At 60.6% G+C, this 21,587-nt stretch carries 23 protein-coding genes (1 of these 23 cut by a window edge); 11 read left to right on the top strand and 12 right to left on the bottom strand.

The genetic code is table 11. The features are described 5' to 3' along the window. From CHH27_RS20320 to CHH27_RS20295, 6 genes are all read right to left on the bottom strand, one after another. Window positions 1–842 carry the 5' portion of a thiolase family protein gene (locus tag CHH27_RS20320; protein ID WP_094073207.1) on the bottom strand. Its footprint begins 349 nt before the window's first position, so 842 of the gene's 1,191 nt are visible here — the first part of the coding sequence; it begins with the start codon at window positions 840–842; the stop codon falls past the left edge of the window. Continuing rightward, complete coding sequence (locus CHH27_RS20315; protein ID WP_094073206.1) at window positions 839–2,266, bottom strand: AMP-binding protein; 1,428 nt, start codon at window positions 2,264–2,266, stop codon at window positions 839–841. The genes CHH27_RS20320 and CHH27_RS20315 overlap by 4 nt, the downstream gene beginning before the upstream one ends. 23 nt (window positions 2,267–2,289) lie before the next feature. Continuing rightward, on the bottom strand, window positions 2,290–2,859 hold the full coding sequence (locus tag CHH27_RS20310; RefSeq protein ID WP_094073205.1) for a biotin transporter BioY: 570 nt from the start codon (window positions 2,857–2,859) through the stop codon (window positions 2,290–2,292). 143 nt (window positions 2,860–3,002) lie between these two features. Further along, window positions 3,003–3,611, bottom strand: a complete 609-nt coding sequence (locus CHH27_RS20305) for an energy-coupling factor transporter transmembrane protein EcfT (protein WP_094073204.1) — start codon at window positions 3,609–3,611, stop codon at window positions 3,003–3,005. Then, the gene (locus CHH27_RS20300) at window positions 3,608–4,387 is read right to left on the bottom strand and encodes an energy-coupling factor ABC transporter ATP-binding protein (RefSeq protein ID WP_094073203.1); all 780 of its coding nucleotides are present in this window, start codon (window positions 4,385–4,387) and stop codon (window positions 3,608–3,610) included. The genes CHH27_RS20305 and CHH27_RS20300 overlap by 4 nt, the downstream gene beginning before the upstream one ends. 131 nt (window positions 4,388–4,518) lie before the next feature. Continuing rightward, complete coding sequence (locus tag CHH27_RS20295; RefSeq protein ID WP_208988307.1) at window positions 4,519–5,928, bottom strand: PLP-dependent aminotransferase family protein; 1,410 nt, start codon at window positions 5,926–5,928, stop codon at window positions 4,519–4,521. Window positions 5,929–6,032: 104 nt separating this feature from the next. Between CHH27_RS20295 and CHH27_RS20290 the strand changes: the two genes are divergently transcribed. Both CHH27_RS20290 and CHH27_RS20285 read left to right on the top strand, forming a co-directional pair. After that, window positions 6,033–6,629 (top strand): LysE family translocator, encoded by a 597-nt coding sequence (locus CHH27_RS20290; protein WP_094073201.1) that lies wholly within the window; start codon window positions 6,033–6,035, stop codon window positions 6,627–6,629. A 185-nt stretch (window positions 6,630–6,814) separates the two neighbouring features. Beyond that, window positions 6,815–7,522, top strand: coding sequence for an ABC transporter substrate-binding protein (locus tag CHH27_RS20285; protein ID WP_157739008.1), 708 nt, complete (start codon window positions 6,815–6,817; stop codon window positions 7,520–7,522). A gap of 6 nt (window positions 7,523–7,528) precedes the next feature. Here the strand turns inward: CHH27_RS20285 and CHH27_RS28140 are convergent, their stop codons facing one another. Further along, window positions 7,529–7,906 carry an isoprenylcysteine carboxylmethyltransferase family protein gene (locus CHH27_RS28140; RefSeq protein WP_208988306.1) on the bottom strand — a complete coding sequence of 126 codons (378 nt, stop codon included), beginning with the start codon at window positions 7,904–7,906 and terminating at the stop codon, window positions 7,529–7,531. Between the two features lie 31 nt (window positions 7,907–7,937). After that, complete coding sequence (locus CHH27_RS28135; RefSeq protein WP_208988305.1) at window positions 7,938–8,240, bottom strand: hypothetical protein; 303 nt, start codon at window positions 8,238–8,240, stop codon at window positions 7,938–7,940. 134 nt (window positions 8,241–8,374) lie between these two features. Between CHH27_RS28135 and CHH27_RS20275 the strand changes: the two genes are divergently transcribed. Further along, window positions 8,375–8,902: a TetR/AcrR family transcriptional regulator gene (locus CHH27_RS20275; RefSeq protein ID WP_094073199.1), complete on the top strand. Its 528-nt coding sequence runs from the start codon at window positions 8,375–8,377 to the stop codon at window positions 8,900–8,902. Between the two features lie 82 nt (window positions 8,903–8,984). Here the strand turns inward: CHH27_RS20275 and CHH27_RS20270 are convergent, their stop codons facing one another. Then, window positions 8,985–9,221 (bottom strand): hypothetical protein, encoded by a 237-nt coding sequence (locus tag CHH27_RS20270; RefSeq protein WP_157739007.1) that lies wholly within the window; start codon window positions 9,219–9,221, stop codon window positions 8,985–8,987. Window positions 9,222–9,316: 95 nt separating this feature from the next. Here CHH27_RS20270 and CHH27_RS20265 point away from each other — a divergent pair, with 95 nt between their 5' ends. Beyond that, window positions 9,317–10,243, top strand: a complete 927-nt coding sequence (locus CHH27_RS20265; protein ID WP_198338261.1) for a LysR family transcriptional regulator — start codon at window positions 9,317–9,319, stop codon at window positions 10,241–10,243. A gap of 9 nt (window positions 10,244–10,252) precedes the next feature. On the opposite strand, the gene CHH27_RS20260 is transcribed toward CHH27_RS20265, so the two are convergent. Beyond that, window positions 10,253–11,071, bottom strand: a complete 819-nt coding sequence (locus tag CHH27_RS20260; protein ID WP_247646138.1) for a 3-keto-5-aminohexanoate cleavage protein — start codon at window positions 11,069–11,071, stop codon at window positions 10,253–10,255. Window positions 11,072–11,073: 2 nt separating this feature from the next. Then, complete coding sequence (locus tag CHH27_RS20255) at window positions 11,074–12,390, bottom strand: aspartate aminotransferase family protein (protein WP_094073197.1); 1,317 nt, start codon at window positions 12,388–12,390, stop codon at window positions 11,074–11,076. 237 nt (window positions 12,391–12,627) lie between these two features. Here CHH27_RS20255 and CHH27_RS20250 point away from each other — a divergent pair, with 237 nt between their 5' ends. Next, complete coding sequence (locus tag CHH27_RS20250) at window positions 12,628–13,044, top strand: D-Ala-D-Ala carboxypeptidase family metallohydrolase (protein ID WP_094073196.1); 417 nt, start codon at window positions 12,628–12,630, stop codon at window positions 13,042–13,044. A gap of 13 nt (window positions 13,045–13,057) precedes the next feature. Here CHH27_RS20250 and CHH27_RS20245 read toward each other — a convergent pair whose 3' ends face one another. Beyond that, a complete protein-coding gene (locus tag CHH27_RS20245; RefSeq protein WP_094073195.1) occupies window positions 13,058–13,417 on the bottom strand; it encodes an ArsC family reductase in 360 nt (119 codons plus the stop codon). Between the two features lie 203 nt (window positions 13,418–13,620). On the opposite strand from CHH27_RS20245, the gene CHH27_RS20240 reads away from it, so the two are divergent. From CHH27_RS20240 to CHH27_RS20215, 6 genes are all read left to right on the top strand, one after another. Continuing rightward, entirely contained in the window at window positions 13,621–14,781 is a 1,161-nt protein-coding gene (locus CHH27_RS20240) for a hypothetical protein (protein WP_157739006.1), read from the top strand. A 99-nt stretch (window positions 14,782–14,880) separates the two neighbouring features. Next, window positions 14,881–16,650 carry an adenylate/guanylate cyclase domain-containing protein gene (locus tag CHH27_RS20235; RefSeq protein ID WP_094073193.1) on the top strand — a complete coding sequence of 590 codons (1,770 nt, stop codon included), beginning with the start codon at window positions 14,881–14,883 and terminating at the stop codon, window positions 16,648–16,650. Between the two features lie 19 nt (window positions 16,651–16,669). Beyond that, on the top strand, window positions 16,670–17,839 hold the full coding sequence (argE, locus tag CHH27_RS20230) for an acetylornithine deacetylase (protein ID WP_247646137.1): 1,170 nt from the start codon (window positions 16,670–16,672) through the stop codon (window positions 17,837–17,839). Between the two features lie 119 nt (window positions 17,840–17,958). After that, window positions 17,959–19,542 carry an ABC transporter substrate-binding protein gene (locus CHH27_RS20225; RefSeq protein WP_094074896.1) on the top strand — a complete coding sequence of 528 codons (1,584 nt, stop codon included), beginning with the start codon at window positions 17,959–17,961 and terminating at the stop codon, window positions 19,540–19,542. 73 nt (window positions 19,543–19,615) lie between these two features. After that, window positions 19,616–20,590 (top strand): ABC transporter permease, encoded by a 975-nt coding sequence (locus CHH27_RS20220; protein WP_094073191.1) that lies wholly within the window; start codon window positions 19,616–19,618, stop codon window positions 20,588–20,590. Window positions 20,591–20,605: 15 nt separating this feature from the next. Beyond that, window positions 20,606–21,583, top strand: a complete 978-nt coding sequence (locus CHH27_RS20215; RefSeq protein WP_198338260.1) for an ABC transporter permease — start codon at window positions 20,606–20,608, stop codon at window positions 21,581–21,583. Window positions 21,584–21,587 lie beyond the last annotated feature (4 nt).

The raw sequence follows: 21,587 nt of genomic DNA, 5'->3' as shown, positions 1-21,587 counted from the left end.
GGATCTGCCGGGTCGCCGCCAATGCTGACACCCTGCCGGATGTTCAGGCACGGTCCGCCACCTCTTTTTGCCCAGGCTGCCGCCGAGAGGATCAACACCGCGGCAGCACCATCCGCCTCGCAGGCAATGGTGGCCGCATTCAGGCCCGTGTCCGCGTCTCCGGCTAGAACCGGCGCACGCAGAACGGTCTTTCGGGTCAACGGTCTCGTGAACCCGTCCCTTTCCGGCGCCGCAGCGTCCGGGCGAACCAATCTTTTGCCAATTGCCGGCATCGCGGCATCGGCCTTGCGGTGCGAGGTGACGGCAAAATCCGCCTGGGCCTCCTGCGTAACACCACGCCGGTCCGCGAGACAGGCAGCAGCCTCCGTCAGGTCCGGATCGGCAAAAGGGGGAGGTGCAAAGGACGGCCGGTCATAAGCAACCGGGCGACCTTCGGCTGTTTCCGGGCGGTGCATGCGGATCGGCGCCCGGCTGAAACTTTCGGCTCCTCCGGCCAGGACGCACTCAGCGGCACCGGATTCAATCATGCGCGCGCCTTGAAGAATGGCATCCAGGCCGGAGCAGCATTGCGTATCAATGGTCATGGCGGGCACGGAAGCAGGCAAACCGGCTCTGAGTGCGGCAAGGCGGGCCGGGTTGCCGCCGCCATAAAGCGCATTGCCGAGCAGCACCTGGTCAATGGCATCGGGCGCAAGATCGGCATCTGCAAGCAATTGCCGCAAAACCGGCGCGGCCAGTTCATCCGCCTGCAGATGCGCCAGGGCCCCGCCCCTTGGACAAACGGCCGTGCGCCTTGCCGCCACGATGACGGCCCGCCGTACCGGCCTTTTGTCCGGGCTCATGCTCGGGCTCCGGGGCTCGTCAGGTCCGCGACGAGCTGCTGAATATCGGGTTTGCCACCGGCCGTCATCGGCAAGGTCTCTCTGACATGAAAAGCACGCGGCACCTTTCCGGGTGCCAGCCTGTCCCGGCAAAAGCGTGTGAGCGCCATGGCCGTCTCTTCCGTCGCCGCCGTCATCTTCACCACAGCCTCCAGCCGCTCGCCGCGCACGGGGTCGGCCAGACCGATCACGACCGCTTCCAGAACATTCGGATGGCTGGCCAGAACCGTTTCCACTTCCTCCGGATAAACATTCAGGCCGGATGTCACAATCATCCGGTTCTCGCGCCCCGTCAGAAACAGGAAGCCATCAGCATCGAGCCGGCCGTGATCTCCAACCGTCAGCCAGCCCTCTTGCCAGCGGGTCACTTGCGATGCCCCGGTCAGGTAGCCGTGAAAGAGGAGACTGCTCCTGACCCAAACAGGTCCGGCCTGTCCGGTTGGTGCCGGGTTCCGCGGCTCACCAATGAGAATATCGACCCCTTTGGCCGCGCGCCCCACCGAGCCTTCGGGCGTCCGGTCCTCAGGTCCGGAAATCGTGATGAAGCTGGTCTCGGAGGCTCCGTAAAATTCAAACAGCTGCGCTTCCGGGAAAACTGCGCGAAGCGCTTTCCGGTCTGCGTCATGCCATTTTGCGCCGCTGGCAAGCACCTGCCTGACGTTTTCGACCGACCCCGAATGCCGCGCTGCCTCGGCGATCAGATGCAACTGGGTGGGCGTTGCATAAAGGACGGCGCCGGTCTTCGAACCGGACAGGGCGCCAAGCACCGAGCGCGGATCAAAGCGCGGTACAATGGCAACTTCCTGACCGCCGGCGAGACCACAGACAGCTCCGTAAAGATGCAGCGAGTGGGTCAGCTGCCCGGGAATGACGACACGGCTGTCCGGTGCAATGCCAAAGCTTGTCGAGGATAATTCAAAACTGTCCAGCCAGGAGCCGTGAGACCGCACATAGGCCTTGGGCTGTCCGCTGGAACCGGACGTGAAGCCCGCATAGAACAGATTTTCTGCCCCGGGCCGCACCTGCGTGCCCACGTCGGGCGAGGAGGCCACAAGCTCCGAATAGGTCCGGTCGGTCACCACAAGGTCAGGAGACACCGCGGCCAGGGTGGAACCGGCCTGTGCGTCCGGCCAGTCCGGATCCATCACCACGGCAATCCTGCCTGTACGCGCACAGGCAAAAAAGCCCAGGAGCAGGGCGACCGGATCTCTCAGGCGCAGGACGACCCGGCCAGTGTCACCGGTTCGCGGCAGCAAAGCGCGTTCCAAGCTATCCAGCGCACGGACAAGGTCTTGCCACGACAAACGTTTCGGGCCGCATGTCAGTGCGGCCCGTTCAGGAAAATCGGTTGCAAACTGCTCAAGCCGGTCGCCGACAAAAGCCATGACCTGCGTTACCCGGCACAGTCTTAGATATTGGGGCCGGCGCCGCGTGACAGGACTGCGCCCGGCAGACCGCGCGCAACGGTTTGAACAATGACTGCGGTCAGAACCACTTTCACCAGATCGCCGGGAATATAAACCGCGCTGCCCAGAGCTGCCTTTGGCAGGGAGAGCCCGGCCATGATGGCGACACCCGGAATGCCGAACGCATAGACCACCAGAATGCCGCCCACTGCGGCTGCAAGAGCGGCCGAGACAAGGATGTTCATGTCACGGGTCGAACGCATGACAAGACCGGCAGCAAACGCCCCGATCGGCCAGCCGATCAGGAAGCCGACGGACGGGCCCATGAAGACCCCGAGGCCACCGCGACCACCGGCCAGAAGCGGCGCCCCCAGCGCGACGAGGAACAAGAACAGCAGAACGGCCAACGCGCCGCGGACCGGACCAAGCATCACCCCTGCAAGCATGACACCGAGCGTCTGCGCCGTGATCGGAACACCGCCGAGAAAAGCGATTGCCACGGGCGGGACAAGTCCCAAGGCCGCGATGAGCGCAGCATAGAATGCGACATGCACCAAAGACCGGTCATTCATGTTTTATACCCTGTTTTGTTTGTCGAGCGTTCCACCGCCCCAAGTTGAACTTATCAATTTCTTGAGCGCGACGCTGCGTTTCGTGTTGGCGGGATAACCCAAATTCTTGGCAAACTCCAGTCGCGTCAGTCTTTTTTCTTAGGTTATCTTGACAATCCCTCTGAACCCCCACGTGCCTTCAGCGCTTCAGCGACATGGTCCGACATGCGCAGGGACTGGATCGCAAAGGGCGCCAGCAGCCTCCAGGAGTTTTTCGATCCTGTGCGCGCCTGCCAGGCCTCGCGCAACACGCCGTAGATCAGGAGAAGGTGTGGCGCAAACCGCAGCACAAGCGCGACCCCAAGGGCCGGCTTGCGGGAAGACAGACCGAACGCCCTGAACGGCCAGAACAGGGGTTCAACGGCGGCCAGCATGTCGTCCAGCCGGGTCGTGACCGACACGAAATTCGCCGCAAGGATCATCGCCACCAGCCGGAGACTGATGACCATGCCCTCGATCAAGGTGCCGGAAAGCCAGTGCAACAGAAGCAGGAACAGCACCAGAAAGCCCAGGCCGCGCAACAGTCTGAGTTGCGCCAGTCCCTGTTTTCCGAGCGAGGCATAACACAGCAGGACACCGGCCAGGCAGGCAAGAAACACACGCCAGTCGGCGACCTGAAACAACACCAGGCTGGCAAGTGCAACCGTGAGCAGTTTCAGGCCTGCGGGCAGTCGGTGGGCCCAGCTGTTGCCCTGGAGGTAGATCGGGATCACAGGCCTGCCAACTCCGTTTCACCGCCAAGCCGCAGCTGAATGTCCTCCCGGTAAGCCTCCAGTATGTCGGCCGGGGCGCCATCCATGCGCAGTCGCCCGTCTTCCAGCCAGACCAGACAGTCAAAGCCGGAAAAATGGTCCAGGTCGTGGCTGACCATGACGATTTTCTGCGGCAGCGACAGGATCTTGTCCCGGATCCTCCGCGTGACCAGCGCATCGAGGCTTGTCATCGGCTCGTCCAGAACCAGGAGACGCGGCTCCATCACGAGAACCGCCAGAATGCAGACCAGCTGTTTCTGGCCTTCGGAAAGCTCGGTAATCGGCTTGCCGGCCAGCGCTTCGCAGCCATGCAACGCCAGAAAAGCGCGGGCGCGGCTGCGGCTTTCAACCTTGCCTTCGCCCAGCTGGGTGAGACCAAAGGCGATTTCTTCTTCGACCGTCGGGAAAATCGCCTGGTGATCCGGGTTCTGGAACACGAAGCCGACATGACGCGGAAGTTCCGGTTCGGCCTCACGCGCCGGCGCACCGAACAAGGTCAGCGCCCCGCTCGTGGGCATGCGCAATCCGTTCAGCATGCGCACCATGGAGCTCTTGCCGGACCCGTTCAGACCGATCACGCCAATCCTGTCTTCCTCCAGCGACAGGGTGATATCCTCAAGGACCTTCTTGCCGCCGATCTCCAGCCCGACGCTTTCAAACACCGCAAAGGGTGTCGCTTCGGGATTGCAGACCGGATCAGCCTTGTTGTTGTTTTTCTTTTTGGGCCAGAGAGCCATGTCACCTCGTCACGGGCAGCTTCCAGGGGCCCGGTCCTTCACTTTGCGCCGCTTATCAGCCGGAATCTGGCGTTTGTCAAAACCGGGGAATGTTTCGCCCGGCACGAAGAATGCGTTTCTCCGGATCGGTCCTAGCCTACCGGGCGGGTGAGTTGCGGCAAGTCGGCCAATTGGCTGATCGTCGACTTGATGCGCTTCAGTGCCCAGAGGAACCGGTCATCCGCCTCTTCGGAGCCGAAGGTCAGGCGCAGATAAGGGGCCGGCGCGTGATCCTTGACCTGGAAATAGCGTGACGACAAAACAGCGATGCCCTGATGGGCAAGGGCTGCCTGGAGCGCATCGGGATCAACGCCCTCCGGCAGGCGCAGCCAGCCAAAGACCTTGTTGACGTCCCCTTGCAGCAAATGCGGTGCCAGTTGATCGCGCGCGGACAAAAAGCGCTGCCGGTTGGCTTTCCGCTTCAGACGCAGGGTCTTGAAGAGATGGCCTTCGCGCACCCAGCCGGCGATCAGCTCGGCGGTGATCGGCGAGGCCATCCAGGTGCTTTCTCCGATCTTGTTGCGAATGCTGTCGCCAAAGGCTTCCGGCACATGAACAAAGCCGATCCGGCTGCCCGGCGAGCAGACCTTGGAGATACTGGCGATCGAGGCGGTCCGTTCCGGTGCCAGCGCGCCGAAGGCAGGCAGGGTTTCGGGCAGGAACGGCGTATAGGGATCATCCTCGACAATCTTCAGATCATGCCGGCGCGCGACCCGTACCAGATCCTCACGTTCCTCCACCGACATGGTGTGGGTGGTCGGGTTCTGCATGTTCGGCATCAGGAAGACACCGCGCACGCCCTGTGCCGTGGCGGCGCGGGCCAGCGCTTCCGGGTCCATGGCACCAAAACCGCCGTCGGCGCGAATGAGGGCAGGAACGGGAACGGGTTTCAGCCCGAGACTGGCAAGCGAGGAAAAGATCGACGGGTAGGTGAACCGGTCGACCGCAATCGCGTCGCCGGAGCGGAACAGGGCCTGGCAGGTCACCTGGATGCCGTGCTGGGCGCCGCAGGTGACAGCGACCCGCGCCGGATCGGCCTCCAGCCCGTAATCCTTGAACACCAGGACACCGGTTTCCCGGTGCGTCTTCAAGCCTTCGGAGGGTACAAAACCGTTGAGCCGGTCGATGCCGGCGGTGCGCGCCATGCGCACCAGCCCGTCCGACAGGCTGGGATTGAGGTGCGGGTAAGCGAAATTGCGCGCCAGGTCACAGCTGTCCGGCTCGTCTTCCTTGGGGACCAGCGGCGAGACCTTCTGGGTTTCCGAAGCGATATAGGTGCCGCGGCCGGTTTCGCCCTTCACCAGGCGCCGCCGCTCGGCCTCGCCATAGGCGCGGGTGATCGTGCCGAGGGTGACACCCAGCTGGTAGGCAAGCTCGCGCTGCGGTGGCAAGCGATCCCCCTGGGCCAGCGCACCGGCCTTGATATCCTGTTCCAGGGCATCGGCGATCGCCAGATAAATCGGCCCCGACGCGGCCTCAATGTTCGGCACCCACATTGTCATGAGAACAATGTTATCATTGACCGATACAATTTCTCAAGTGCATTTATGTCTCCATCATTTTGTATCGATTGTATCGATATGCGCCCAATTGTCTGGAGACACTCATGGATCTCGCAACGCTTTTTGCCTTTGCGGTGTTTGTCATCGTCATGACCGGAACACCTGGTCCGGGCAATCTCACGTTTCTGGCGATTGGAGCCTCGTCCGGCTATCGAACAGCCTTCCCGGTCATTCTGGCCTCCCAGGTGGGATCGCTCGCGCTGAACCTGAGCGTTGCGCTCGGTCTTGGTCACGTCATGGCGGGAGGCGGGCCGGTTGTGACCATCTTCAAGGGCCTGAGCATGGCCTACATGACCTATCTCGCCTGGCGCATCATCTCGCTCAGCGTGAAGCCAAAGGGCGAAGTCGCCCTGCCGAGTTTCTGGGAAGGTGTCCTGATACATCCGCTCAGCCCGAAGACCTGGGCCATGAGCCTGGTTGCCTTCTCGACCTTTCTGGCCGGCAACGGGCTGAGCGTTCCGGAAAACGCCCTGATCCTGATGATCGGCTTCACCCTTGGCGGCATGGTGTTTCACTCGCTCTGGGCCCTGGTCGGCGTGTCCATTCTCGCGCTGATCGGAGATGGACCCCTGATGCGGGTCATCACGGTCGTGATGGCCATAGCCATGCTGGCGGCGACGGTTTGGGCGCTGTTGATCTAGCCCCAAATGGCAACACAAGATCACGCCGCCATAAGTAAGTCGTTGAGCAGAATACACCTACTGCAATTGCGCAAGGATTTTCTTACCACTTACTGCTATGGTCTCCTCTGTCGTCGGTTTCAACACCAATGCCAGGCTTCCTTTTCATGCAAAGGCCTCGCTTCATTCTGTGGCTTTACTGCCTGATGCTGATATTTGGCTTCGGCCGGTCAGTGCTTGCAGACACGCCCGAACCCGTGACCATCCTGGCGGTCAATTATCCTCCCTTCGAGATGGACGAACCGGTCGACGGTCTGCATGGTTTCGATCATGAAACCGTGGTCGAGGCCTTTCATCGCGTCGGGATCGAAGCCCGGATCATCTATGTGCCCTGGACCCGGGCCGTCAGCGATACCAGGAACGGCCTGTCACCGGCCTTGCTGTCCTGCGCCAGAAATGCCGAACGCGAACGGGACTTTCTGTTCAGCGCGCCGATCAGCCAGGACACCTACGGTCTCTACTACCGAAAAGACTTCAAGCCACCCGAGATCCGAAAGCTGGAAGATGTCATCGGGCAGAGCGTCGCGTCGGTCTCCGGCTACGCGTCCCTTGCCAAGCTGATCGAGATCGGCGCGAACCCTGTCGAAGTGCAGTCCGAAACCATGGGCTTCAAGATGCTTGCCCTTGGTCGTTTCGACTTTCTCTATAGCGGCAAACAGTCGACCGATTTTCAGATCATGCAACTTGGCATGACCGATCAGTTCGGCTTCGTGGTGACCGAGAACTGGGACTATCATCTGTGTTTTTCCAGGCGGCATCCCCTGTCAGAGACACTCTTGCCCCTGTTCGACAAGGGCCTTGCCGAACTCCGCGCAGACGGCACGTACAAGACAATCCACGACCGCTATCGCTAGAGCAACTCAATACAGGAACGGAACGAATTTCCGTGTTCTGGCGGCATAGGCGTCAAAGTCGGCGCCATAACGCTCTGCCAGATAGGCATCCAGCGCCGGGATGTGGAAGAAAACGAATGACATCGCCATGAAGGCCGGCACGCTGAAGGCGAAGAGACTTTGGGTCAGCATTGCCCAACCGGTGAACAGCACCGTATCGCCAAAATAGTTGATGTGCATCGACCAGCCGAACAGGCCGCCCGTGTAGCAACGGCCGCGATGGGTCGGGTCCTGCTTCCACCATTTTCGCTGAAGCTCCGACCAGGTGTTCAGGTAGGAACCGGCAAGCACCAGGCCGATCGCCACCCCGTCCAGCCAGTTCAGGGGAACCGACGCATCGCGCAAGGCCCCGGCACCCAGCAGCAGGAAGCCGATCTCAAAGACGGCAGTGAATGCCGAAAGGCCGAATCACCTCGGACAAGGCGACATTGCGGGTCAGCAGCACGAACAGGGTCACGAGGTGGCGGCCAAAATAGAGCAGGGCACAGGCAAGCAGCAACAGGCCCCGTTCGGGATCGGTCAGCGAAAGGGCCAGGCCGATCACATCCCCGAGGCTTTGCCAGCCTCCAAACAGGAGCCAGGCACACAGGGCGACACTTGTCAGGTGCAATCCGGCGAACAGGGTTTTCTCAGCGTTTGATCTGCCATGAGTGCGGCTTACACCGCCCGATTTACTCATCCGGTTCTCCCTGATGCGGAGGTTTGTCATCTTCACCGCAACTCAAAATCTTTATCGACCGATTGGACGAAATAGAGATCTAGACGCCGCTCCGGGTGTTGGTCAATATGTTCTCGACCAGATGGACGAAATAAATGCCAAAACAGATCGATCACGACGCACATCGCAGGGATATCGCCCAAAGAGCTGCCCCGCTGTTCTCCGAAATGGGCTATTCCGGCCTGGGCATGCGCCGCATCGCCGAGGAACTCGGTCTCTCCAAAAGCGCGCTCTACCACTACTTTCCAACCAAGAAGAGCCTGTTTCTGGCCTGTACCGAAGCCATTATGAAGGATGTGCAGACCGAGGAAGTGCCGGAGCAGACGGATGACGGTGCGGCCGATGCGGTGATTGCCTTTGCCAGGAAGCATGAACCCGGTTTTGCCAGGGAAATGGCCTTGCTGTTCGACTATCTGCGCGGCAAGACTGCGAGAGAAATCGCCGCCGACCCGGCAATGCGTCTTGCCAATGGGCGCCTGCGTCAACAGGTGGAGAAAGTGTCCGGTGCGGCTGACCCTGATGCCGTGATGTGCCTGGTGATGGGCACCTTGCTCATGCGACATTTTACCGGCGGGGAACTGCCCTATGAGACACTTCGGCCGCTTCTGGACAACTTGCGCTGAAGGGGACAGGTCCTGCGAACTCCTAGCAGGACCTGTCAGTCGGGATGCAGGGGAGACCGCATCCGGTGTGAACAAACGGCCATCACCGCTTCAGACATTTCAGTTCCTCTTGCCACCTGGCTTCGAACGAGCCGGTCGCCCCATCAGGATCGAGGCCGATATCATGGCGCAGGCTGGCCGGCAGATCGGCAGTGTTGCGCAGGACGCGGCGGCTGGACCGGTGTCTGCCCATGAACAGAGCGACCAGTTTCAGAACAACTTGACCCAAACCCTGCTGATGGATTTCTCGGTCAGACTGGCAATGCGATGACGGGGACATTTTTCTAACTCCTTGTTGTTAGGAGCTAGATATCGGCGCGTACGGCTTGTGTTACCAACGAAATGTCACTAGCTATGCATAAGGGAGATTTATGCATGCCAGCCAACCTGCCACCCTTGTCCGCCATTCGCGCTTTCGAAGCCGCCAGCCGTCACCTGAGCTTTACCAAGGCGGGTGACGAACTAGGCATGACCCAGGCTGCCGTCAGTTACCAGATCAAGCTTCTTGAGGAACGGCTCGGATTTCAGCTGTTCACACGCAAGGCCCGCAAGATCGAACTGACCGATCATGGCGCCCAGCTTGCCGCCCGCGTCGTCGATGCTTTCTCGGCGCTGCGCAGCGCCTTCGAGGATGTTACCGAACTGAACGCTGCGCAGCTTGTCGTGTCCAGCAACACGACCTTTGCCGTCAACTGGCTCGCCAGCCGGCTGTTTCACTTTCAGATGCAAAATCCGGACGTTGGCGTGCGCATTGTGCCCTACGGCCCCAAGTCCGATCCCGATTTCAGCGAGTCGGACATCGTCGTGTCCGCCTGCAAGGCGCCGCCGAAGGGCTGGGTTGCCCATGAAATTGTCCAGGCGGATTTCACGCCCATGTTGAGCCCCGGTCTTGCGGAGAGCATCGGCGGCATCGAGACCCCGGAAGACCTTCTGAAACTTCCGCTGGTCGACCCTCAGGATCCCTGGTGGCCAATGTGGTTCGAGGCCGCCGGACTTGAAGACGTCGATTTGAGCGGGCATCCGAGTTCGCGCATGGGGTCCCAGGCGCTGGAGGCCAACCGGGCCATCGCCGGGCAGGGTGTCGCCATCCTGACACCCTATTTCTGCAAGACGGCACTGGAAAACGGGCAGCTGTTCCAGCCGTTCGATCTGACCTGCCGCGCGGACAGCGAGAGCTGGTATCTGAGCTACCCGCCGGCCCTCCGGACCAGCCGAAAGGTCAGACTGTTCCGGGACTGGGTCAATTCGGAACTCGAACGGGACGGCATGCCGGTTCACGGCAAGATGGCCGTGGTGGCCTGACGTTCCGGGTCAGGCACTCGCTGCCCGCATCAGGCCATCGCCTTCCAGCGCTGACACAAGGTCACGCACCCGCTCCGCATTGTCGGCCGCAACCGCACCGTCGGCGTTCCAGAGGCTGTTTTCGAACCCGATCCGGGCCTTGCCGCCGCTTCGAACCGCCTCAACCAGACAATCGGTCTCCTGATGTCCGAAGGCACAGACCGCCCAGTCAAGGTCCAGATCGCCGCGCCGCCCTTCCAGCGTGTCCAGAAATGGCTCCAGGTCGGACGGGTCGCTTTGCTGGCCAACGGCATACCGCCCGAGGACAAACAGCAACTGATGACGGTTCCCGGGCAAGACGCCTGCAGCCGCGAGATCAAAGAACCGGTCGAGATCGGCCGTGTCATAGACAATATGCTGAACAGCACAGCCACGGCTTAGAAGCAGGGCATAAAAAGCCTGCGCAGCGGCCACGTCATCGGTCGGGATCATTTCCCGGAGCGCAATGGAAACCGCTTCCGGCAAAACGTCCCGAACCAGGGCCCGTTGCTCCCCGGGCGAATACCGCCCGACTGCTTCGGTAGTGATCTGTGCGAGCATGCCAGGGACTGCGGATCTCATTTCAGCGAGCAGTTCCCTGTAAAGACCTGCATCGAGGACATGGGCCCCGGCCGCGTCCCGGACATGAGCATGAAGCGCGCCTGCGCCCGCTTCAAAGCAGGCTTTGGCTGTTGCAACCGTTTCCGCGATCGTGACAGGCAGGGCCGGGTGATCGGCTTTCGTCCGGCGCGCGCCGTTTGGCGCCACCATGATGAGCGGCAAAGGCGACATCACATCACTCTGGTTCATGATCAGAACACGGCCCGAAAGGCGGTGTCGAGCTTGCTGGTGATTTCGTCGACCTGCGCGTCCTCAAGAATGAAGGGCGGCGCCAGCAGGATGTGGTCACCGGTCACGCCGTCAATCGTGCCCCCCATCGGGTAACAGATGAGGCCCGCCTCGAAGGCCGCCTTTTTCAGCGCCTTGTTGACACCGCGTTTGGGATCGAACGGCGCCTTGGTCGCCCGATCTTCGACGATTTCCAGGCCTCGGAAGAGGCCACGCCCCCGAATATCGCCGACATGGGGATGCTGGCCAAACGCCTCGCCGAGCGCGCCCTGCAGCTTCTCGCCCATCGGCATCACACGATCTGCAACGCCGCCAGTCAGTTTCCTGAAAACGGCCAGGGCCGCCGCGCAGGCGGTCGGGTGGCCGATATAGGTGTGCCCGTGCTGGAAGAAGCCCGAACCATCTTCAATGGCCTGATAGATGTCGGACGTGCAGAGCATGGCGCCGATCGGCTGGTAGCCTGCTCCAAGTCCCTTGGCGATACACAGAATGTCCGGCGCAACGTCGTCCTGTTCGCAGGCGAACAAGGTCCCTGTCCGGCCCATGCCACACATGACTTCATCCAGGATCAGCAAAATGCCGTGCCTGTCGCAAATCTCGCGAATACGCTTGAAATAGCCTTCGACCGGCGGCACCGCACCGGCGGTCGCGCCGACCACAGGCTCGGCAACAAATGCCATGACATTTTCAGGACCTAACCGCTCGATTTCCGCATCAAGTTCGTTGGCAACCCTTTGGCCATAGTCGAAGGCCGTCTCGTCTTCCCTGCGCCCGCGATATTCGTAACACGGAGCAATGTGAGAGGTTTCGATCATCAGCGGCGAGAAGGGCTCCCGGCGCCACTGGTTGCCCCCGGTTGCCAATGCACCCAGCGTGTTGCCGTGATAACTCTGTCTGCGGGCGATCACCCGATGCCGGGTGGTCTCGCCTTTTTCCAGGAAATACTGGCGCGCGAGCTTCAGCGCGGCTTCCATGGCCTCCGACCCGCCGGACACGAAATAAACCCTGTCTAGGCGGCCGGGCGCATGTTCGATCAGAAGATCCGCCAGTTCCTCCGCCGGATCTGTGGTGAAGAAGCCAGTATGCGCAAAGGCGATGTTATCAATCTGGTTCTTGATGGCCTGCGTGACATCCGGGTCGGAATGCCCGAGACAGGACACGGCGGCTCCGCCGGACCCGTCGAAGTATTTTTTCCCTGACTTGTCAATGATGTAACAACCATCACCACTTGCCGCGACAGGAAGCGTGGCCTTGGTGTGACGTGGAAAGACGTGTGACATTGCGCTGAAAACCTGATGTTGGCGGCAGTGGCCCGGACGAGCTTGAGACATTTGTATCAGAAGTTTGCAAAATCTGAAACATTTGTTTCGACCCCGCGTGCCACGCATGGACCGCATCAAGCTCCGGTATCGGAGCGTAACCCGTTAACCACGTTTTTCATTAGAATTTTAATCAAATTGCAGGAGCATTTGCATGGGGGACGACATCGCAAACACTTTCTGACAAGGCTTGCCTACATGCGTCAGCGCCTCATCGCCTGGATCGTTTTTATCGGACTGACCGTTACCCTGGCCGGGTGCGGCACGGTGGCCGGCGTCACGGGCATGGGCTGGATGACAGGTTCCCACAATTCCATCGACTACAACGACACATCCTGGTGCGTACCGCGGAAGCTGAAAAAGGTGCTGAACCGGGTTGCCCGGCGCTACGGCAAGGTGACCGTGCATTCCACCAAACGCTGGTGGCTGGAGAACTGGTGGAAGGGTGGCGCCCGGGACAGCTATCACCTGAATTGCCAGGCCGTGGATTTCTCCGTGGCCGGCAATCCGTCCTCGGTCATCGCCTTCCTGAAATCACAAAGAGAAGTCGGCGGCTACAAACACTATTCTTCCGGCCATTATCACATCGACACAGGCCCGCGCCGGACCTGGTGATCGGTCCCAGCACCTATTTCAATTCACCCAGCTCCAGCGCCATTTCCCAGGCGACGGCGTCAAAACCGATGAAGTTCTTGGCTTCGCCTTCGACGATCGGCCGCTTGATCACGGAGGGGTTGTCGATCATGACATCGATCGCGCTTTTTGCGTCGACCACGCCGTCCTGCGTGGCCTCATCCAGCCTGCGCCAGGTCGTGCCGCGCTTGTTCAAAACGGCTTCCCAGCCGAATTCACCGACGAACCGGGCGAGCTTGTCGCCATCGACACCGTCCTTCTTGTAGTCGTGGAATTCGTAGGAGACACCCGCCTCCTCGAGGAACTTCCGCGCTTTCTTGACCGTGTCGCAGTTCTTGATGCCGTAAACCTTCATCGTCTCTTTCCAGCTGTTTCATGCCCGCAGCGGACTGTGCTGACTGCAGCCGAACAATCAAGCCCTTCTGACCAGGAAATGTCCGGATTGGGGAAAAGCCCCATCGCGCCCGAAAGCCGTCCGGATAACGTGTGCCCGGTATCACAGACGACTGCGATTATTGTCACTAACCTAGGGTCAACTCGCAGTCAGGAGACAACGACATGCCAGGTGGTGTTATTCTTGGGCAGGGTGCAAAGCTGAGCGCAAAAGAGGCCGCCATGAAGGGCATCCTGGCCTTGGTCAAGATGGCGATCCGGTCCGCGGTCAAATACGAGGCAAAAGGCTTTTCCAGGCTTGCCGCCGATAGCCAGATCAGCGCGGACATGCGCCACAGGCAGCTTTCCAAAAAGGGAGATGCCCTGATCAAGGCTTTCGAGAAAGAGGCCGACACCTCTGTGACGGGCCTATCCTTTTCGCTCGCCGTGGCCCAGGTCTTCAGCGAGGCAAACGCCTTCACCACCTTGTCCGGGGATGACCTGCTCGATTCCCTGATGGAGATGATCCCGGTGATCGACATGGCCGTCGATCGCAAATATCAGAAATATCTTGAGAAAGCGCACAGTTCACCGGACACCGCTATTGGCGATTTTCTGCAAACGAGCGTGGGCGTCGCCGAGAACTGGCACCAGTCCGTCACCTGGGGCGGAACCTACAAAAGGCTTCAGACCCTTTTGCGCAACAAGCTCCAGGCCAAGGAAAACGCCCAGAAGGCGCTGGCCAAGAGACTGAAGGGGCTTGAGGCCCAGAACACCCAGCTGATCGGTCAGCTCGAGCGCGCCATCGGAGAACTCAAGGTCATGATCGGAAAGTTCGTCAAGGCCGACAGGCGCGCCGACAAGGTGGAAGTCAAGATAGATCGGGCCGCCGAGACCTTTACCGCCTCAAGCAACAATTTCGACATGGTCATGGACCAATACGAACGGCTTCTGGAAAACGGCGCCGCGACCTGGCAGGGCAAGATCTACCGCCGCAAGGATCGTGAGGCCCTGCAGAACGTCATGTGGGGATATCAAAAGCAAATGAAGGCCGCCAGTGCGCGCCGGGAACACCTCAACAATTATCATGACCGGCTAGAGACCTGGGAAGAGGGATACGAGAAACATCTCTACAAGAAGCTGACTGAGATCAGGGAGCTGCACTGGCAGCTCTGGACCGTGCGCGACGAACTGCAGCTGAAGAACGGCAAGAAACCCGACCGCAAGGCAAAGGTACCGCGACTCGAGATCCCCTGGCGCATGGGCGACGGTTACCCCAAGCTTCGCACCGAATGCTATCCCTTCACGCTGCGCGTTCCCAAAACACAAGCCGCTGCACAGCAATAACGCCAGCCGGTGCTTGACCAACGGTGTCCGGCACGATTGAACTGACCCAAAGAGCCTCGGCCAGAATCTCGCCGCAGGTGCACCGGAGGTTGGGTACAGATGGCTGAAAAGGCGAAGGCCACATCCCGTCGGAGCAACGTGGCGGCAAATACCATGGTCGCTGCCAACGCAAACCATGGCAAACGGCGCGGCATGATGGGCCACGGCAACTGGCGCCAGCGCCTGCGCCTCTGGAGCGGACTGATCCTGTTCGCCTTCTGTCTGAGCCACTTCACCAACCACGCCCTTGGCATCATCTCGCTGGAAGCCATGGACCAGGCGTCGGTCTGGCACTATCTGGTGTGGCGCAGCCTGCCCGGTGAAGCGCTGTTGACCCTGGCAGCCCTCACCCATGTCTTTCTTGCCCTCTGGCGCACAGGCAAGCGGCGCACCTTCAAGATGTCCCGCTGGGAGTTCCTGCAGCTCGCGCTCGGCCTCTACATTCCCTGGCAGCTGATCCCGCATATCACCACCACGATGGGTCTGGCGAAGGAATTCGGATTTTCCCCCGTCTACGAACAGATGCTGACCATCCTGTGGCCCAATCACGCGGTCGGCCAGTCGATATTGCTGCTCGTCGTCTGGGTGCATGCCATGATCGGCCTTCATTTCTGGCTTCGGCTTTATCCGCTTTACCAGCAGCTGCGGCCCCTTGCCGCGACATTTGCGGTCGCCCTGCCGGTGGCCGCCCTTTGGGGATGGATCGAAGCCGCGCGGCGACTGGCCCTGACGTCCGAGGTTGCGGTCAAGATCACCGAAGACCAGCGTCTGTGGGCGCAGGAGGTTGTTGTCCAGTTCCGGGCGGTCGTCTTTGGCCTGATCGCTGTCAGCTTGCTGGCGGTCCTGATCCGGTACCTGCTCGGCCTTCGCGCCCGCAGCCTGTCCATCACCTATCCGGGAGGCTTGGCCATCAAGGCCCAGCCCGGCGCAACACTGCTTGAAATCAGCCGCATGAATGACGTTCCGATCGCCTCGGTCTGTGGCGGACGTGCGCGTTGCTCCACCTGCCGGGTCAAGGTGCTGGAAGGCGCTGACGCCCTGGCAAGACCGGGCACAGCGGAAACCGCGGTGCTTTCACGGATCGGCGCAGGCGGAGATGTCCGCCTGGCCTGCCAGATCCGTCCCGACCACAGTCTTGCCGTCCAGCCCCTGGTTCCGGTCAAGGCCAGTCTGAGCAACAGCGAACACATCAAGGATGCCTATTACTGGGGTGTCGAACAGGATGTGGTCGTGATGTTCGTAGACCTGCGCAACTTCACCGGCATCACCGAGAGCCAGCTTGCCTATGACGTCGTCTATCTTCTGAACAGCTATCTCGACCAGGCCTCTTCGGCCATCCGCGCGGAAGGCGGATATGTCGACAAGTTTATCGGCGACGGCATCATGGCGATTTTCGGCATGGACTCCAGTCCGGAGACCGGAGCCCGCCAGGCGCTTGCCGCCTGCAAGCGCATCGAGGCGGTGATGAAGTCGCTGGATGCAGAAAAGGGACCGCAATTCCGGGACCCGATCCGGCTCGGAATCGGGCTCCATCTCGGTCCGGCCATTCTCGGGCGCATCGGCGCTGCCGGAACGGCCGGCAGCCAGGGCGGCCTGACCGCACTCGGCGATGTGGTCAACACGGCCAGCCGCCTGGAGACGGAAAACAAAAATCATGACAGTTTTTTGGTGGTCTCAAGCGCGGTAATTGACGCAGCGGCCGCCCGGGTCGACGGCGCCGAGACAGCGGAAATCAAGATCCGGGGCAAAGAAAAGCCCTTGCAAATCTTTGCCTTGGGCAGCTTAGATACGCTCTTTCTGGCAGCAAGGGAGCCCGCCGGAAACCGTTGAGGCGATACCAGGAGGGGCCGTGGGGCGCACTTACACACCGCAGGAGATGCTGACAAAACTGATCGGCTTCAACACGGTTTCCGATCGCAGCAATCTCGACCTGATTGCCTTTGTCGAAGACTATCTCCAAGGCTGGGGTGTCCGCACGCAGCGCGTTCCGGATCCGACCGGTGAAAAGGCAAGCCTCTATGCGCTGATCGGTCCGGTCACGGACGGCGGTACGGTCCTGTCCGCACATACCGACGTCGTACCGGTCGAGGGCCAGGCCTGGTCCCGCGATCCCTTCCAGGCCTGGGAAGACAATGGCCGCCTCTACGGGCGCGGGGCGGCCGACATGAAAGGTTTCGCCGCCACCGTTCTTGCCAAGGTGCCCGACTTCCTGAAAGCGGAATTGCGCGCACCGATCCATATCGCGCTGTCCTATGACGAGGAAACCGGCTGCGACGGTGCGCGGCGGCTGATCCCGGACATGCTCGACAACGGCCCGCGTCCGGCCCGGGTCATCGTCGGCGAACCGACCAGCATGAAAGTGGTGACAGGGCACAAGGGCATCACGGTCCTGCAAACCCGCATCACCGGCCATCCGGTTCATTCAAGCCAGTTGCATCGCGGGCTGTCCGCCATTTCTGTCGCGGCAAGACTGATCGGCTGGCTTGACGGCAAAACGGCGGAAAACCGGGCGAAAGCCGATCCGGACTGCCCGTTTGAGCCACCTTATACGACGCTCCATTGCGGTACGATTTCCGGCGGGCAGGCGCACAATATCACGGCACCAAGCTGCGAATTCGTCACCGACATCCGCATGCTGCCTGGCGAGACACCGGAACAATGGATCGCCGCCTATAGAAGTTTCGTCGAAACCGAGATCCTGCCGGACATGAAGGCTGTTTCCGCGCTCTGCGACGTGGAGATTACAGAACTCGCCAACGTGCCGGGCCTCGGCGAGGAAGACGACGGCCTTGCCGAAGTCACGGCGCGCCGTCTGACCGGGGACAATGCCCGCAACGTGGTGGTCTATGCGACCGAAGGCGGTCTGTTTCAGTCTCACGGGCTCTCCACAGTGATCTGCGGTCCGGGGTCCATCGACCAGGCACACCAGCCCGATGAATTCATCGAGCTCGCTCAGCTGGACCGCTGCGCGTCTTTCCTGGGAGAGCTGACTGACAGAATGTCGCAATTTGACAGCTAAACAGGTTTGAACACAGAGAGTTACGGTGTCATAGTTGGATTTGACAAGATGGCGCCAAGCCCCGAAAGGGGTGCTAAGACCATGAAAGACTTCCGGAAACCGGAAACAACGAGGGGATGATGAAAAAGACAAGTATCGCAATCACTGCTGCGCTTCTCGTGGCGGGAACGGTTTCGGCTTCGCAGGCCGAAACACTCAAGTTCGCTTTTCAGGGCACCTTGAACGCGCTGGATCCTTACAGCCTCAACGAGACTTTCACGCTGTCCTCGCTGGGCAACACCTATGAAGGTCTGACCCGGCGCGGCGCCGACCTTGCCATCGAACCGGCTCTTGCCGAACGCTGGGAAATCATCGAACCGAACCGCTGGCGCTTCTATCTGCGCAAGGACGTCAAGTTCCACAACGGCAGCGATTTCACGGCTGAAGACGTCGCCTTCTCCGTCGACCGCGTGCGCTCCGAAGGCTCCGACCTGACCACCCGCGTCGGCGCCGACGTGAAGGTGGAAATCGTCGACGACCACACCGTTGACTTTGTCCTGCCCGGCCCGAACCCGATCCTGCACTACGAGTGGGACACGTTCTACATCATGGACAAGGAGTGGACGACCGAGAATGATGCGGTCAAGGTCACGTCTGCGTCCGACACTTCACCGAACTACGCCTCGCTTCACGCCAACGGCACCGGCCCGTTCAAGATCCTCAGCCATGAAGCTGGTGTGAAAACCGTCTATGAAAAGTTCGACGGCTGGTGGGACGAAGCGAAACACAATCTCGACACGGTCGAGTTCACGCCGATCGGTTCCGACGCCACCCGTGTTGCGGCGCTCCTGTCCGGCGAGCTGGACATGGTCTATCCGATCCCGGTTCAGGACATCAAGCGCATCAACGACAATGCCGGCACCGTGGCCCTGACCGGTCCGGAGCTCAGAACCATCTTCCTCGGCATGGACCAGATGCGCGATGAGCTGCTCTATTCGGACGTCAAGGGCAAGAACCCGTTCAAGGACGCAAAAGTCCGCCAGGCAGTCTATCAGGCGATCGACATCGAGGCGATCAAGAAGAAGGTGATGCGGGATCTCTCGACCCCGTCCGCGATCATGATCTCGCCGTTCCTGTTCTCCAAGGGCAGTGAGTTCGAGCGCTACGCCTACGATCCGGAAAACGCCAAGAAGCTCCTGGCCGAAGCCGGTTATGCCGATGGCTTCAGCGTCGGCATGGACTGCCCGAACGACCGCTACGTCAATGACGAAGCGATCTGTCAGGCTGTGGCTGCCATGCTGGCACGCGTCGGCGTGAAGGTTGACCTCAACGCCCAGCCGAAAGCGAAGTATTTCGCCAAGGTGCTGGCATCCGGCGGCTTTGACACGTCCTTCTACCTGCTTGGCTGGACCCCTGGCTCACTCGACAGCTGGAACGTTCTGTCCAACTTGATGAACTGCCGTGACGAGGCCGGCAAGGGCTCGCCGTTCAACCTCGGCGGTTTCTGCGACGCGAAAATCGACAGCCTGACCAAGGAAGTGCTGGTCGAAATCGATCCGGACAAGCGCGACAAGCTGATTGCCGAAGCCTTTCAGATCAGCCACGACAACGCCTACTACATCCCGCTGCACCAGCAGGGCCTGGCCTGGGGTGTGGCTGACGATGTCGACCTCGTGCAACGCGCCGACAACCAGTTCAAGTTCCGCTTCGTAACCAAGAAGTGACCTGAATAACCCGACACCGCGCTCCCGGCCCCGGCCGGGAGCGTCTTTTCATATATAGACCTAAAGAGCCGAAATGATTGGTTTTGCAGCGCGTCGCCTGTTTCAGGCGATGATTGTCATGCTGGTGGTGGCGCTTCTCGCCTTTACCATGTTCCGTTTTGTCGGAGATCCCATCAACCAGATGGTCGGGATCGAGACATCCATCGAAGAACGCGAAGCCCTCAGGGAACGGCTCGGCCTCAACGACCCCATCCCGGTCCAGTTCGCACGCTTTGTCGGCAATGCGGCCCAATTCGACTTCGGCACTTCCTATCAGTTCAAGCAACCGGTCTCCGAACTGTTTGCGCGGCGGATTCCGGCGACCCTTGAACTCAGCTTCGCTTCCGCGCTGTTTGCGCTGGTGGTCGGGATACCCATGGGGATCTATGCAGGCCTCAACCGGGAATCGGCCATCTCGAAACTGTTCCTGTCCGTCTCACTCATCGGCATCTCGCTGCCGACCTTCTTTATCGGCATCCTGCTGATCTTCCTCTTCTCCGTGACCTTGCAGTGGCTGCCCAGTTTCGGGCGCGGCGAGGTGGTGCAAGTCGGCTCCTGGTGGACCACCGGCTTCCTGACGGTGTCCGGCCTGAAAGCACTGATCCTGCCGTCGATCACGCTCGGTCTGTACCAGATGACGCTGATCATGCGGTTGATCCGGGCCGAGATGCTCGAGGTCATCCGGACCGACTACATCAAGTTCGCCCGTGCCCGCGGTTTGCCGGACCGGCTGGTTCATTTCAGGCACGCCCTGAAAAACACGCTTGTCCCCGTGATCACGATTACCGGTCTGCAGCTCGGCGCCATCATCGCCTTTGCGACCATTACCGAAACCGTGTTCCAGTGGCCCGGCATGGGCCTGATGTTCCTGCAGGCCGTGCAGAACGTCGATATCCCGATCATGTCGGCCTATCTGCTGCTGACCGCCTTCCTGTTCGTGGCGATCAACTTCATCGTCGACATTCTCTATTTCCTCATCGACCCGCGCCTGCGCGTCGGCCGGCCATAAGGGAGACATGAACCAATGCCTTACGTCTCCAACGAAGAAGCTAAAACCGCGGTTCAGGACAGGGCCGGCGTGCCCCAGAACCAGGGCAGCGTTGCCAAGTTTCTGGACAGCGACCTGTTTCACTCCTTCCTGCGTTCGAAGGTCACCGTGGTTGCCGCCTGCGGGACACTGATCCTGTTCCTGCTGGCCTTCCTGGCGCCCTGGGTCGCCCCTCACAATCCGTTCGACCTGGCTTCCATCTCGATCCTGGATGCAAGGGTGCCGCCCGTCTGGATGGAATATGCAGACCCCCGTTTCATCCTGGGAACCGACGACCAGGGCCGTGACCTGCTTTCAGGCATTTTCTACGGCATGCGGATTTCTCTGATCGTCGGTTTCTGCTCGGTCATTGCGGCAGCCGTTCTCGGCATTACGCTCGGGCTTGTGGCGGGATATGTCGGCGGGCGCACGGATGCCATCATCATGCGGATCGCCGATGTCCAGCTGACCTTCCCGGCCATCCTGATCGCGCTCCTGATCGACGGTGTCGCCGCCGGTGTCTTCGGCTCGCTCGACCGGGAGGTCTTCGCTTTCTACATCCTGATCGTGTCGCTGGCCCTGTCTTTCTGGGTGCAATATGCGCGCACCGTCCGCGGCTCCACCATGGTGGAGAAGAACAAGGAGTATGTTCAGGCCGCCCGGGTGATCGGCATTCCGGCCTTCATCATCATGGCGCGCCACATCCTGCCGAATGTCATGGGACCGGTGATGGTCATCGCCACGATCAACCTGGCCCTGGCGATCGTCACCGAAGCGACGCTGTCGTTCCTCGGGGTCGGCATGCCGCCCACCCAGCCGTCGCTTGGCACCCTGATCGCCATCGGCAACGACTTCCTCTATTCCGGTGAATGGTGGATTGCCATTTTCCCGGGTCTGGCACTGGCTCTGCTGGTTCTCAACGTCAATCTCCTGGGCGACTGGCTGCGCGACGCCCTCAACCCGAAACTGCGGTGAGGGC

The sequence above is a fragment of the Labrenzia sp. VG12 genome (genome assembly GCF_002237595.1).
Taxonomy (GTDB): domain Bacteria; phylum Pseudomonadota; class Alphaproteobacteria; order Rhizobiales; family Stappiaceae; genus Roseibium.
This window is presented reverse-complemented; position numbering and strand designations above follow the sequence as displayed.